13 protein-coding genes are annotated in these 13,686 nt (G+C 74.0%); 3 read left to right on the plus strand and 10 right to left on the minus strand.

The genetic code is table 11. From position 1 onward, the window contains the following. Positions 1-18: 18 nt before the first annotated feature. The 4 genes from AC27LF_RS13415 to infC form a co-directional block, all read right to left on the minus strand. Positions 19-879 (minus strand): TrmH family RNA methyltransferase, encoded by an 861-nt coding sequence (locus AC27LF_RS13415; protein ID WP_479656598.1) that lies wholly within the window; start codon positions 877-879, stop codon positions 19-21. Positions 880-1,145: 266 nt separating this feature from the next. After that, on the minus strand, positions 1,146-1,529 hold the full coding sequence (rplT, locus tag AC27LF_RS13420) for a 50S ribosomal protein L20 (protein WP_006141703.1): 384 nt from the start codon (positions 1,527-1,529) through the stop codon (positions 1,146-1,148). A gap of 101 nt (positions 1,530-1,630) precedes the next feature. Beyond that, the gene (gene rpmI, locus AC27LF_RS13425; protein ID WP_121888283.1) at positions 1,631-1,825 is read right to left on the minus strand and encodes a 50S ribosomal protein L35; all 195 of its coding nucleotides are present in this window, start codon (positions 1,823-1,825) and stop codon (positions 1,631-1,633) included. Positions 1,826-1,935: 110 nt separating this feature from the next. Then, positions 1,936-2,592, minus strand: a complete 657-nt coding sequence (infC, locus tag AC27LF_RS13430) for a translation initiation factor IF-3 (RefSeq protein WP_351730220.1) — start codon at positions 2,590-2,592, stop codon at positions 1,936-1,938. Between the two features lie 379 nt (positions 2,593-2,971). On the opposite strand from infC, the gene AC27LF_RS13435 reads away from it, so the two are divergent. Further along, on the plus strand, positions 2,972-3,349 hold the full coding sequence (locus AC27LF_RS13435) for a DUF1844 domain-containing protein (RefSeq protein WP_479656540.1): 378 nt from the start codon (positions 2,972-2,974) through the stop codon (positions 3,347-3,349). Between the two features lie 198 nt (positions 3,350-3,547). On the opposite strand, the gene AC27LF_RS13440 is transcribed toward AC27LF_RS13435, so the two are convergent. Then, positions 3,548-4,279 carry an SseB family protein gene (locus tag AC27LF_RS13440; RefSeq protein WP_479656541.1) on the minus strand — a complete coding sequence of 244 codons (732 nt, stop codon included), beginning with the start codon at positions 4,277-4,279 and terminating at the stop codon, positions 3,548-3,550. 150 nt (positions 4,280-4,429) lie between these two features. On the opposite strand from AC27LF_RS13440, the gene AC27LF_RS13445 reads away from it, so the two are divergent. Then, entirely contained in the window at positions 4,430-5,452 is a 1,023-nt protein-coding gene (locus AC27LF_RS13445) for a serine hydrolase (protein WP_479656542.1), read from the plus strand. 69 nt (positions 5,453-5,521) lie between these two features. On the opposite strand, the gene mycP is transcribed toward AC27LF_RS13445, so the two are convergent. Together mycP and AC27LF_RS13455 are read right to left on the minus strand one after the other, a co-directional pair. Then, on the minus strand, positions 5,522-6,709 hold the full coding sequence (mycP, locus tag AC27LF_RS13450; RefSeq protein ID WP_479656543.1) for a type VII secretion-associated serine protease mycosin: 1,188 nt from the start codon (positions 6,707-6,709) through the stop codon (positions 5,522-5,524). Continuing rightward, positions 6,706-7,518 (minus strand): hypothetical protein, encoded by an 813-nt coding sequence (locus tag AC27LF_RS13455; protein ID WP_479656544.1) that lies wholly within the window; start codon positions 7,516-7,518, stop codon positions 6,706-6,708. The genes mycP and AC27LF_RS13455 overlap by 4 nt, the downstream gene beginning before the upstream one ends. Positions 7,519-9,272: 1,754 nt before the next feature. Here AC27LF_RS13455 and AC27LF_RS13460 point away from each other — a divergent pair. Next, complete coding sequence (locus tag AC27LF_RS13460; RefSeq protein WP_479656545.1) at positions 9,273-10,475, plus strand: alanine racemase; 1,203 nt, start codon at positions 9,273-9,275, stop codon at positions 10,473-10,475. A gap of 3 nt (positions 10,476-10,478) precedes the next feature. Here AC27LF_RS13460 and AC27LF_RS13465 read toward each other — a convergent pair whose 3' ends face one another. The 3 genes from AC27LF_RS13465 to AC27LF_RS13475 all read right to left on the minus strand — a co-directional run bounded on the left by AC27LF_RS13465 (position 10,479) and on the right by AC27LF_RS13475 (position 13,683). Continuing rightward, complete coding sequence (locus AC27LF_RS13465) at positions 10,479-11,399, minus strand: DUF2510 domain-containing protein (protein WP_479656599.1); 921 nt, start codon at positions 11,397-11,399, stop codon at positions 10,479-10,481. A 74-nt stretch (positions 11,400-11,473) separates the two neighbouring features. Then, positions 11,474-12,265 carry a 3-oxoacyl-ACP reductase gene (locus AC27LF_RS13470; protein WP_479656546.1) on the minus strand — a complete coding sequence of 264 codons (792 nt, stop codon included), beginning with the start codon at positions 12,263-12,265 and terminating at the stop codon, positions 11,474-11,476. Then, positions 12,262-13,683 (minus strand): aldehyde dehydrogenase family protein, encoded by a 1,422-nt coding sequence (locus tag AC27LF_RS13475; RefSeq protein WP_479656547.1) that lies wholly within the window; start codon positions 13,681-13,683, stop codon positions 12,262-12,264. The genes AC27LF_RS13470 and AC27LF_RS13475 overlap by 4 nt, the downstream gene beginning before the upstream one ends. Positions 13,684-13,686 lie beyond the last annotated feature (3 nt).

Raw genomic sequence — 13,686 nt, forward strand, 5'->3', positions numbered from 1 at the left:
CCAGGCAGGGCCACCCTACTAGCTCTCGGTGACGGAGCGGCACCCTCCGCAGGCGCGCTGTGCACGGGCCGACGCATACAGACATACGGCCGCCGCGGTCGCGAGGTTCAGGCTCTCGGCCCTTCCGTGGATCGGGACGCGCACGACGGCGTCGGCGAGCGCCCGGGTCTCCTCGGGCAGCCCCCATGCCTCGTTGCCGAACACCCAGGCCGTGGGCCCGCCCATGGTGCCCTTGTCGAGTTCGTCGTCGAGGTCGTCGGGGCCGGCCCCGTCGGCGGCGAGGACGCGCACCCCGGCGGCCCTGAGCCCGGCGACGGCCCGTTCCACGGGGACGCCGACGCAGACGGGCAGGTGGAACAGGGAGCCGACGGAGGCCCGCACGGCCTTGGGGTTGTAGACGTCGACGGAGGCGTCGGTGAGCACGACGGCCTCGGCGCCGGCCGCGTCGGCGCAGCGCAGCACGGTGCCGGCGTTGCCGGGGTCGCGCACATGCGCGAGGACGGCGACGAGCCGGGGCCGGGCGGCGAGGATCTGCTCGAAGGGGGTGTCGAGGAAGCGGCAGACACCGACCATTCCCTGCGGGGTGACGGTGGTGGAGATGTCGGCGATGACCTCGTCGGCCGCGAGGTGCACCCGGGCGTCCGCGGCACGGGCCGCGCCCACGATGTCGGCGTACCGCTCGGCGGCCTCGACGGTGACGAACAGTTCTATGAGGGTGGGGGCGGCGCCGGCCCGGTGCCCGGCCGCCTCCCGCACGGCCTGCGGCCCCTCGGCGAGGAACAGCCGTTCCTTGCCCCGGAAGTTCCGCCGCGCCAGCCGCCGAGCAGCCAAGACACGACCGGACCGGGCAGAAATCAACTCGGGACCAGGGGACGGCATCCTCTTCTTCACTTCCAGAAGTGTGTCAACGTACGGCGCCCCGAAGGGGCGCGGGGAACCGCGCGCCAAGCCCCACCCCGGCCACCTCGAAGCCGACGGCACCCCAGTCCCCCAAGGGGCGCGGGGAACTGCGCGCCAAGCCCCCACCGGCCCGCACCCGAACCGAAAGCCGAGGCCCCCCGACAAGAGGCCCCAACAACAGGACCCGCAAGCCACAAAGCCTGCGGGTCCTTAAGTCACCGTACGCGGCTGAGGCCAGCGCAGCGTCAGGCGGCCTTGGGCGCGTTCACGTCCGAAGGCAGCGCCTTCTGCGCGACCTCGACGAGGGCGGCGAACGCGTTCGCGTCGTTGACCGCGAGCTCGGCCAGGATCTTGCGGTCGACCTCGACGTTCGCGGCCTTCAGACCCTGGATGAAGCGGTTGTAGGTGATGCCGTTGGCGCGGGCGGCGGCGTTGATCCGCTGGATCCACAGCTGACGGAAGTCGCCCTTGCGCTTCTTGCGGTCGTTGTAGTTGTAGACCAGCGAGTGGGTGACCTGCTCCTTGGCCTTGCGGTACAGGCGCGACCGCTGACCGCGGTAGCCGGAGGCCTGTTCGAGGATCGCCCGGCGCTTCTTGTGGGCGTTGACTGCCCGCTTGACGCGTGCCACTTGTTAACTCCTTGTAGCGGGGCCGTGGTGGTACTCACACGACCCGGAAACGGCTGGGTCCCGGTCCTGGCGCGGGGCGCTCGGCTGCGAGCGCCCGTGCGTCACTTGCCGAGAAGCTTCTTGATCTTCTTGGCGTCGCCCGGGGCCATCTCGGCGTTGCCAGTGAGGCGACGCGTCACACGGGACGACTTGTGCTCAAGCAGGTGGCGCTTGCCGGAGCGCTCACGGAGCACCTTGCCCGAGCCGGTGATCTTGAAGCGCTTGCTGGCACCGCTGTGCGTCTTGTTCTTCGGCATAGCGCCGTTTCTCCTCGTCGGTGGCGCTCCGGTGCCCGGTCGCGAGAACCGGGCACGGTGGAGCGTCGCTCTTGTTTCGGTTACGTCCTGGGGACGTGCGTCCCCCGGGGTCACACCTCGGCGGAAGCCTCTGCAGGGGCCTCGGCGTCCACGGCGCTGTCGGGGTCCGCGGCGTTCTGCGAGCGGCCCGGGTGGGCCTTCGCGGACGCCTTGCGGGCCTCCTGCGCCTGACGGGCCTCGGCCATCGCCTCGGTCTTCTTCTTGTGCGGACCGAGGACCATGATCATGTTGCGGCCGTCCTGCTTCGGGTTGGACTCGACGAAGCCGAGGTCCTGGACGTCCTCCGCGAGCCGCTGCAGCAGCCGGTAGCCCAGCTCGGGGCGGGACTGCTCGCGACCACGGAACATGATCGTGATCTTGACCTTGTCGCCCTGCTTGAGGAACCGGACGACGTGACCCTTCTTGGTGTCGTAGTCGTGCGGGTCGATCTTCGGCCGGAGCTTCATCTCCTTGATGACCGTGTGCGCCTGGTTCTTGCGCGCCTCACGGGCCTTCATGGCCGACTCGTACTTGAACTTCCCGTAGTCCATGAGCTTGCACACGGGCGGACGGGCGTTCGCCGCGACCTCGACCAGGTCCAGGTCGTACTCCTGCGCAAGCTCCAGTGCCTTCGCGAGCGGCACGATGCCGACCTGCTCGCCACTGGGACCGACAAGTCGCACCTCGGGAACGCGAATCCGGTCGTTGATGCGGGGCTCGGCGCTGATGGATCCTCCTCGGTAGCACCACGCGACGGTCTGGCGGACAGCCGCGTAACGTCTGTTTTCTCCTGAGACCTAACCGCGCCGAAGCAGAAAAAATGCCCCGGACGATCACAGGCGGGGCTCCTCGCACTACCGGAGCACCGCCGCGGTGACCGCGGGGCGCGCTTTCGGGCGACTCCACCGCTCGCGGGGAACGATGGTGGCCGCCTGACCGGAGACCCGCCGCCCCGGAAGGCGGTCAGGTGGGAGATCGGAGCCTCCACTTGTGGGCCGGGCACAGTGGTGTCCAGCCGGTCGTTACTCAAGGCTAGCAGCTCGGGGGCGGCACGGCGAACCGAGGCCGACTGGGGCCTCGTACGGTGCGGCGCCTATCGTGTCCCGCATGAGTGAGACCTCCCCCTCCGGCCCCGCCGGGCAGCCCGACTTCGACACGATGGCGCGCGACATCGCCGAGGTCCCCGCGGTCGAGGTGATCGTGACGGTCGCCGTCAACCTGATGAGCGCCGCCGCCGTGAAGCTCGGGCTGGCCCCCCATGAAGGGGAGGGCGACCCGCACAAGGACCTGGACGAGGCCCGCAAGCTGGTGACGGCCCTCGCCGGTCTGCTGGACGCCGCCGCGACCGAGATCAGCTCCTTCCACGCGGCGCCGCTGCGCGACGGCCTGAAGTCGCTCCAGCTGGCGTTCCGCGAGGCGTCGATCGTCCCGGACGAGCCCGGCCAGGGCCCCGGCGAGAAGTACACCGGACCGGTGTACGGCTGAGCGCTCCGCCGGAAATGCCGAGATGTACCGTCCGTCGGCCGTCTGCGGCACCGTCGTGGCTGGTCGCGCAGTTCCCCGCGCCCCTTCGGCTTCGGGGCGCTGTCGAACCGCAGCGGACTCACCGGACCTGCTCAGCCCCGGCGGCGGCCACCTCGGCGAGCACGGGATGTCACGGGCGCGCGTGACCAGTCCCGCAGGTCATCCGCGTACGTACAGGGGCTCGCCCGGCGGTGTGGTCCCGGTCGGCAGCAGCGCGAGGTCGAGGCCCTGCACCAGGCGGGCCCGCAGTGTCTCGTCGGCGGCGAGCCGGCCCGCGACGGCGCGGGCGGCCTCGGCGGGCCGCGCCGCCGGATCGAGGACGAGGGCGAGCGTGCCGTCGGCCCGGCCGGGACCGAGGTGCGCGCGCAGCACGGCGGGCTCGGCGGCCACCGCGGTCCGCACCGCCTCCCGCACGGCGGGGTCGGCCAGCGGGTCGGTCGTCGTACGCCCCTCGGCCAGCGCGAGCAGTGCGGGTCCTGTCAGTTCGAAGGGCACCGGACCGGACATGTCCAGGACGACCGTATCGGCCTTCTCGTGCGCGGCGGCCTGCAACGCCTGGTGCAGGGGTACGGCGACGGGGCGGGCGGCCGGGTCCCAGCGGGCCAGCGACGCGGTGGAGGTGAAGGCGGGCAGGGCGGTGCGGGCACCGGCCCGCAGGGTCGGCACGGCCATGTCGCTGGTCTTCTCGCGGCGCAGCCCCCGCTCGTCCTCCTCCACCTCGCCGAGGACGGCCACCACCGGGACGAGCAGCCGGGCACCCTTCAGCGCCTCCAGGACCGGGCCCACGGCGGTGCGGTCCTCGGCCCAGGCGGCGAGCGCCGCGGTCAGCCGGGGGTCGGCGGACCCGTCGTCGTCGGAGAAGCCGGGGTCGGGAATGTTCTTCTTCGCCACGGTCCCCGACCCTATCGGGGGGATGCTGCTGGGCCTGTGCGGGGCCCGAAACCCCACGGTCACGGATTTCACCGGACTCTCAGATTTCGCTGACGAGCTTCTTACCCGCTGCTCACGGCCCGCACAGCCCGCGCCCCGAGCATCGCCGGCATGGAGTCCCCCCGAACCCGCCGGCGCCGCCGGTCCCGTCCCCGATGGCGCCGTCCGCGGGCGCGCGCCGCGCTCGCGGTGCTCGCCGTGGTGGGGGTGATGGCCGGCGGGACGGTGTACATGAAGGCGCGGGCGCACTCCGGCAGCGGGGACGTATCCTCGGCGGCGTCGCCGTCGGCCTCCTCCCCGGCCCCGGCGGGCGAGGAGGAATCGGTGCGGCCGGTGACGGAGCCGACGGTGGACCGGAGCGCGCTGCTGCGTACGGCGATGGCGGCGGTGACCGTCCCGTCGGGCGCGCGCGTGTCGGCGGCGGTGCTCGACCTGGACTCGGGCGAGCGCGCCGTCCACGGCGACGCGGCCTTCGACACGGCGAGCATCGTGAAGGTCGACATCCTGGCGGCGCTGCTGCTCCAGGCGCAGGACGCGGGACGGCAGTTGACCGCCGCGGAGCGGTCGTACGCCACGAAGACGATCGAGCACAGCGACAACGACTCGGCGACGGCCCTGTGGCAGGGCATCGGCGGCGCCGCCGGGCTCGACGCGGCGAACGAACGCTTCGGGCTCACGGACACGACCGGCGGCGACGGCCCGCTGTGGGGGCTGACCCAGACCACTGCGGCCGATCAACTCACCCTGCTGCATCAGGTGTTCGGGGACGACTCGGAGCTGAGCGAGGCATCGCGCCGCTATCTCCAGGGGCTGATGGAGTCCGTCGAGACCGACCAGCGGTGGGGCATCTCGGCGGCGGCCGACGGCACGGGGTGCGCCCTGAAGAACGGCTGGCTGCCGCGCAGCACGACCGGCCTGTGGGACGTGAACAGCATCGGGCGGATCACGGTGGACGGCACCGCGTACCTGGTGGCCGTGCTGTCGAAGGGCACCGAGTCCAAGGCGCGCGGCATCGACCTGGTCGAGGCCACAGCCCGGGCCGCCCTGTCGGCGTTCACCACACAACAGACGACAACGACCCCACCCGCGGCCACCCCGGCAACAGCGACGTCGCCTACGACACCTACGGAGTGATCCGGGGCGTGGCCGCCGGCGGACCGGGGCGGCCGGTCGCGGCGTTCGTCCGGCGGGCGGTGCTCGGGGTCAGTGGTCTGTGGGGCGTCTGCCGCGCCATAGGACCACCGCGGCCACCAGGAGGACCCCGCCGGCGCTGCCCGCGAGGGGGCCCGCCCAGTCCGCGGTGTCTCCGGCCCGTTCGGCGGCGTCCGGGCCAGGGCCGAAGTACTTCTCGCCGTAGGCCGCCGAACGCAGCCCCTGCGGCTTGAGCCGGCCGGCCGCGGCGATCGCGGCGGCGGGGTCGATGAAGCCGAAGCCGCGCGAGTCGTCCCGGCCGCCGCTCGGCGCGTCCCGGGCGGTCTCCTCCAGGAGCCGCTTGATCTGGGCCGGGGTCAGGCCCGGGTGGGCCGCCTTGACGAGCGCGACGGCGCCCGAGACGAAGGCGGAGGCGGCGCTGGTCCCCCAGCCCTCGTAGTACCTGCGGTCCGGGTCGGCGATGACGACGTCGACGCCGGGCGCGCTGACCGTGGCGTACCAGCGGCGGGTGGAGAAGCCGGCCCGGGTGCCGTAGCGGTCGACGGCGGTCGCGGCGATCACGCCCGGGTAGGCAGCCGGGTAGGAGATGTGGTCGCCCTTGTCGCCGCCGTTCCCGGCGGAGGCGACGACGGCCACGCCCTTCTTCAGGGCGTACTGCACGGCCTCGTCCTCGGTCGGCTCCGGGTGCGCGGAGTCGGAGTCGTCGCCGAGCGAGAGGTTGATGACGTCGGCGCCGTGGTCGGCGGCCCAGCGGATGCCCTCCGCGAGGGCGTTGCCGCGGGTGGAGCGGGCCTTGGCACGGGCCGAGTCGTCGTCCTCAAGGATCACCCGGACCGGCAGGATCTTCGCCTCGGGCGCGATGCCCATGACGCCGTCGGCGTTGCCCGGTCCGTGGCCGTGCGCCGCGATGATGCCGGCCATGGCCGTGCCGTGCTTGGCCCAGGCGGCGTCGCCGGCCCGGGCGCCGAAGCCGACGAAGTCCTTGGTGGGCAGGACGTTGCCGGCGAGGTCGGGGTGCTCGGCGTCGACTCCGGTGTCCAGGACGGCGACGGTGACGCCCTTGCCCTTGGTGGTGCGCCAGACCTCGTCGGCGTGCAGGGCGGACAGGGCCCACTGCTGGGCCCGTATGCCGTCGGCGTGCGCGACGGTGGACGGCAGGAGGGCGAGTGAGCCGGCGAGCAGGAGGCTCAGTGCCGTGCCGGTCGTGCTCGGGCGGTGGCCGCCCTTCGGTCGCCTCATGAGGGCTTCTCCGTGGCCGGGCTGACGGTCTGGCGCAGGCGCCGTTCGATGCGGTCGGCGAGGCCCTGGGCCTCCTGGCCGAGGCCCGCCTGTGCGGGGGCCGTGGTGGCGCCGGACCGCTGGGCGTCCGCGGCGGGCTGGGGCGCGTCGACGCCGCGGCCGTCGGCCCAGCCGGAGACGGCGTAGGCGACGACGGGGGCGTCGGTGAGCACCGAGATGGTCCACGAGGCGCGCTGCTCGTCGCCGAAGCCCGCCGCGGCGGTGTCCTTCGCGGCGTACGGGCGGGGCAGCAGATCGGTGCGGCGGTCCAGACGCTCGTCCTTGAAACGGGCGGCGAGGGCGGACATGGCGGCGGCGTCGGCCTTGGTGAACAGCAGGCCGACGGTGGTGAGGTGGCTCTGGGTGGCGTCCGTGTACGTGGCCCGCAGCAGCCGTTCGCAGCCGAGCGGGGCGAGGAGCCTGCGCAGCAGCGGGTCGAAGGCGTGCGCGCAGCCGCTGTCCGGGGCGACGGCGATCCGGGTCCAGGTCCGGTCGGCTCCGCCCGGTCCTGCGCCCTTGCCCTCGACGGTGGGCGGGAACAGTTCGTCCACCGGCACGCTGTGCCACAGGTCGCCGGCCGCGGCGAACCCGCTGGTGCCGCCCGCGGCGCCGGCGTCTCCGGTGAGCCAACTCCCGGTCACGGCACCGCCGATGAGGCCGAGACCGAGGACCAGGCAGGCGGCGGCAGCGGCGGTGCGGGGGCGCAGCCGCGCGCCCAGCGGGCGGGGCCGCGCCCGGTCGTCGTACCCCTCGGGCTGCCCGAACGACACGACGGGCCGCTCGCCGCCGGGCGGCCCGTACGCGCTCCACGACAACGCCGGGTCGGGCGCGACCCCGCCTTCCGCCCGCCCCGGCAGCGGCCCCGGCCGCCAGACCCCACCCCGCGCCCCGGCCGCAGAGTCCGACCGAGCGGAGAACGAGGACTGCGCGGCGCCGGGCTCGGCCCGAGTGGTGGGCCGCGGCGGCACGACAGCCGCCGAAGACGAGGACGGCACGGGCGCGGAGCCGGACCGAGTGGTGGACGAGGACTGCGCGGCGCCGGAATCAGGCCGAGTAGTGGGCCGCGGCGGCACGACAGCCGCCGAAGACGAGGGCGGCACAGGAGCGGAGCCGGACCGAGTAGTACGCGAGGACTGCTCGGCGGCGGGGCCGGGGCGAGTAGGGGGTCGCGGGGGTGCGGTGGCAGGTGTGGCGGGCCGCCCGGTGGAGGTCGGTGGCAGGGGGTCAGGGCCGCTGTTGGGGCCGGGCTTGTGCGCGGGCGGCACCGGCGGCCGTGGCCGGGCTGTCCTCTCCGAGGGTGCTTCGCCGGGAGGGCTGGACGGCAGGGGTGGCACCAGGGGCCGCTGCCCGGGCCGCGGCGGAACGCCGGACCGTCGCGCGAAGAAACCGCTCCCACCGGTCGACGACTTGCCGGAGGCCCCGTCGCGCCGCGGACCGGACCCCGCGGTGGGCGGCGCGTCCGGGAAGCGGGCGGAGGCGGGCGGCGGCGGAGGCGAGGACATCGGACCGGCAACCCCGGACGACGTGACCGAGGACCCGGCAGCAGGCAAGGCGGAGCCCGGCACGGAAGCGGCCTCCACGGAACTCACTCCACCCACACCGCTGCCCGCATTACCGCCACCGCCCGCGTTCACATCGGCCCCGCGGCCCGAGTCGGCGCCACCCGCATTACCGCAGCCACCCGTGTTGGCGCCGCCACCCGAGTTCACACGGCCGCCCGCGTCCCCGCCACGACCCGCGAAGGCACCGCCATCCACACTCGCGCCGCCGCCCCTGGTGGCGCCGCCACCCGAGTTCACGGGGTCGCCCACATTCGCGCGACCGCCCTCGTGGGCGCCGCCACCCGCATTCACGCGACCGCTCTCGTGGGCGCCGGCACCCGATCTCACACGGCCGCCCGCGTCCCCGCTTCCACCCGCGAAAGCGCCGCCATCCACATTCCCGCCGCCGCCCCTGGTGGCGCCGCCACCCGAGTTCACGCGGCCCCCCACATTCACGCCGCCACCCGTGCTGGCGCCGCCCGCGCCCACATTCACGCCGCCGCCCGAGCCGGCGCCGCCCGCTTTACCGCCGCCACCCACATTCGCGCCGGCACCCGAGTTCGCGTCGTCGGCCGCAGTCGGGGCCTCGGCCGCAGGCGGGGCGGTGGGTGGTGTGGGGTCGGGGGGTTCGGTGGTGTTGGTGGGGTTTGAGGGGGGTGAGGGGTGGGCGGAGGGGGTGCGGCGCGGGGTGTGGCGCGCTTCCGTGCTCATGCACCCCCCGTTTCCTCGTCCCCGGGCCGTCTCCTCGGTACGCGGGTCGTCCTGTCCCTCACCCGGGCCCGCTGTTCGGTCCGTCCCGGGCACGCATACCCGCACGGACGCGACGGCATCCCGGCGCGGTGCCGCGGCCGACGGCGTCGCATCGTGCGTGCGCGTCACTCTACGGGTTGTCGCACGGCGAACGGGAACCAGTCCGCGACGCCGTGGCATCTGCCCGGAACGTCCCCCTACCCTGCGGTAATCCTGTCTGGCAGGCTGCGTCCATGACTGCGCGCGCCGCCGACCGGGCCCGTTACGACCGGGCCGCCGCCCACCTCGACGCCCCTGTCGCGATCGTGGACCTGGACGCCTTCGACGCCAACGCGGACGACCTCGTGCGCCGGGCCGGCGGGAAGCCGATCCGGGTGGCCAGCAAGTCCGTGCGCTGTCGGGCCCTGCTGGAACGCGTCCTGGCGAGGGACGGTTTCCAGGGCATCATGTCGTTCACGCTGGCCGAGTCGCTGTGGCTCGCGCGCTCCGGGTTCGACGACGTCCTGCTCGCCTATCCGTCCGCCGACCGGTCCGGTTTCGCCGAGCTGACCGCCCAGCCCAAGCTGGCCGCCGCCGTCACCGTCATGATCGACGACCCGGCCCAGCTCGACCTCATCGACGCCTCCCGGGCCGGCGGCGGTGAAGTCGTGCGCGTCTGCCTGGAGTTGGACACATCGCTGCGGCTGCTGGGCGGGCGGCTGCGGGTCGGGGCGCTGCGTTCGCCGCTGCACTCCCCCGACCAGGTCGCCGAGTTGGCGCGCGCGGTGGTGCGGCGCCCCGGTTTCACGCTCGTCGGGATCATGGCGTACGAGGGTCATATCGCCGGCGTGGGCGACTTTGTCGCCGGCCGTCCGCTGCGTTCGCGGGCCGTCCGGCTGATGCAGGCGACCGCGCGGCGCGAACTGGCCGCGCGGCGGGCCGCCGTGGTGCGGGCCGTCCGGGCGGTGGCGCCCGGCCTGGAGTTCGTCAACGGCGGCGGCACGGGCAGCGTGCAGCACACGGCGGCCGAGGCCGCCGTCACCGAGGTCGCGGCCGGTTCCGGGCTGTATGTGCCGCGCCTGTTCGACAACTACACGTCGTTCACCGGCCGTCCGGCCGCGCTGTTCGCGCTGCCGGTGGTGCGCCGGCCCGGCGTCGGTGTGGTGACGGTGCTCGGCGGGGGCTATCCGGCCTCCGGGGTGGCCGGCGCCGACCGGCTGCCGGTGCCGTGGCTGCCGCAGGGGCTGCGCTACGACCCGCAGGAGGGGCCGGGCGAGGTGCAGACGCCGCTGCTCGGTGCGCCCGCCGACGACCTGCTCGTCGGCGACAAGGTGTGGTTCCGGCACGCCAAGGCCGGCGAGTTGTGCGAGCGGTTCGAGGTGCTGCACCTGGTGGAGGGGGACAGGGTGACGGCGGCCGTGCCCACCTATCGGGGCGAGGGCCACACGTTCCTGTGACGGTCAGTCCGACGGGCCGATGCTGCTGCCGACGCCGCCGCCGGTGTCCGCGTCGCCCACCGCCCGGATGCCGCGGGTGATCTCGTCCATGTCGGACAGCGGGGGCCCGTCGGCGCCGGCGTCGAAGACGAAGCGGACGACGACGGGCGCTTCGGTGCCGACGCTGGACGGGAAGGCCAGCGACTGGACCCAGCCGCCCGGCCCCTTGGCCGTGCTGACCCGCCAGCGCACGTAGTACCCGCCGCGGCCGGCGACCGCGATCTGGCCCGAGGCGACGAGCCGATGGGACGTGATGCCGCCGAAGGGCCGCTGCCCGAGGGCGTTCTCGTCGAAGGCGGCGTCCGCTGCGTCGGTGATGTCCCCTTCGGCGAGCGCCCGGGGCGAGGTCCCGCCGGTGGCACTGGCGGTGCGGGTGCTGACCAGGCCGTGAAAGCACATGCCGACGCCGACCGGGCAGTCGTAGGTGCCGTCGGTGGTCATGACGACGTCGTCGTCGGCGACGTACTGCGGGCGCACCCAGCCGTCGGGCAGCGGCAGTGTGATGCCGTTGAGCTGGTCGACGACCGTCGCGGGTTCGTCGCGGGAGGGGGCGGAGGGGTCGGAGGCCGACGGTGTACCGGACGGCGACGGCGAGGCGGGCCGCGGGTCGCCGGTGGTGGGCGTGGCCCCGGTGTTCGCCTCGGTGGAGCCGGCGCCCTCGTGGTCCGTGCGGAGCACGAGGGCGCCGGTGACGATCGCCGCGACCAGCACGGCGCCCGCGGTGACCAGCGCGACCGTCTTTGCCCGCCGGGAGGCACGGTCCGGGGCCGCCGGCGGGACGGGCGCTCCGGGCGTACGGCGGTGTTCGGTCCAGGCGCTGCCGTCCCACCAGCGCTCCGCCTGCGGGGCGCTCGGGTCGGGGTACCAGCCGGGCGGCGGCGTCATGCTCATCCGGGCACTGTAGGCCGCGGGCCCCAGTCGCGTACACGGTGTCCGGCCCGCGGGCGGGCGCGGTCCGCTCAGAGCGGTGTGACGTAGGCGCCGGAGATTCCGCCGTCCACGAGGAAGTCGCTGGCGTTCACGAAGGAGGAGTCGTCGCTCGCGAGGAAGGCGACGGCGGCGGCGATCTCCTCGGCCTCGGCGAACCGGCCGAGCGGGATGTGCACCAGGCGGCGGGCGGCGCGCTCCGGGTCCTTGGCGAACAGCTCTTGCAGCAGGGGGGTGTTGACGGGGCCCGGGCACAGCGCGTTGACCCGGATGCCCTCCCGGGCGAACTGCACACCGAGTTCCCGGGACAGGGCGAGCACCCCGCCCTTGGAGGCGGTGTAGGAGATCTGCGAGGTGGCCGCGCCCATGCGGGCCACGAAGGACGCGGTGTTGATGATGGATCCCCGGCCCTGGCGGCGCATGTAGGGGATGGCGGCCTTGCAGCACAGGTAGACGGAGGTGAGGTTGACCTCCTGGACGCGTTTCCATGCCTCAAGGCCGGTCTCCAGGATGGAGTCGTCGTCGGGCGGCGAGATACCGGCGTTGTTGAAGGCGACGTCGACGCTGCCGTAGGTGTCGTACGCCGTCCTGAACAGCGCCTCGACCTGGTCGGGGTCGGTGACGTCGACCTTCACGAACAGCCCGCCGACCTCGTCGGCTGCGGCCTTGCCGCGGGTCTCGTCGATGTCGCCGCAGACGACGTGCGCGCCCTCGGAGGCCAGTCGGCGGGCGGTGGCGAGGCCGATGCCGCTGCCCGCTCCGGTGACGACGGCGATACGGCCGACCAACCGGCGGCAGATGATCTCAGGGGTCTCGGCGGTCACTGTGCGGGGCCCTCCGTGCTGATGAAGACGTTCTTGGTCTCGGTGAAGGCGGTCAGGGCGTCCGGGCCCAGTTCGCGGCCGAGGCCGGACTGTTTGAAGCCGCCGAACGGGGTCCAGTAGCGGACGCTGGAGTGGGAGTTGACGGACAGGTTGCCGGCCCGGACGGCCCGGGAGACGCGCAGGGCGCGGCCGAGGTCCCGGGTCCACAGGGAGCCGGCCAGTCCGTATGGGGTGTCGTTGGCGAGGCGGATGGCGTCGGCCTCGTCGGTGAAGGGCAGCAGGACGGCGACCGGGCCGAAGATCTCCTCGCGGGCCGCGGCCGTGTCGGGCCGCTCGCCGGTGAGCACGGTGGGCGGGAACCAGTAGCCGGGTCCCTCGGGTGCGGTGCCGCGCAGGGCGGGGGCGCCGGCGGGCACGAAGGACCGTACGCGGTCGCGTTGCCGGGCGGAGATCAGCGGGCCCATCTGGGTCTTCGGGTCGGCCGGGTCGCCCACCACGACGGCCGCGAGCGCGTCCGCCAGCAGGTCGCGGACCTGGTCGTGGACCGGCTCCTGCACCAGGATCCGGGTGCGGGCGCAGCAGTCCTGGCCGCAGTTGTCGAGGAAGGAGAACGGGTCGACGGCGGCCTCGATGTCGGCGTCGGCGAAGACGATGTTGGGGCTCTTGCCGCCGAGTTCGAGGGTGACCGGCTTGACGAGGCGGGCGCACCGCTCCATGACCTCGCGGCCGGTGCGGGTGGAGCCGGTGAACACGATCTTCGCCACGTCGGGGTGGTCGACGAGCGCGCGGCCCGCGATGTGCCCGTGGCCGGGCAGCACCTGGAACAGGTGCTCGGGCAGGCCCGCCGCGAGGGCGAGTTCGGCGAGGCTGAGCGCGGTGAGCGGGGTGGCCTCGGCGGGCTTGAGGAGGACGGCGTTGCCCGCGGCGAGCGCGGGGAAGCAGCCCCAGGCGGCGATGGGCATCGGGAAGTTCCAGGGCGCGATGACCCCGACCACGCCCAGCGGCTCCTGGAAGGTGACGTCCCAGCCGCCGGGTACCGGGATCTGCTTGCCGAGCAGGCGTTCGGCGCCGCCGGCCGCGTACAGCAGCAGATCGCGGGCGTTGCCGGCTTCCCAGCGGGCGGTGTCGAGCAGATGTCCGGCCTCGCGGACCTCCAGCCGGGCCAGTTCCTCGATGTGGGTGTCGACGGTGTCGGCGAAGCGGCGCAGCAGCCGGGCCCGGTCGGCGGGCGCGAGCGCGGCCCAGCGCCGCTGTGCCGTCGTGGCCCGTGCGACGGCGGCGTCGACGTCGGCCGCGGTGGCGGCGGGCACGATGGCGACGATCTCTTCGGTGGCGGGGTTGCGCACCTGGAGTTCGGGTGCGGTGGACAGCGCGTCGTGCGAGCCGTGCGGGGCGTGCGCGTCGGACCGGTCGGACACGGT

This window comes from Streptomyces diversicolor (assembly GCF_057537855.1).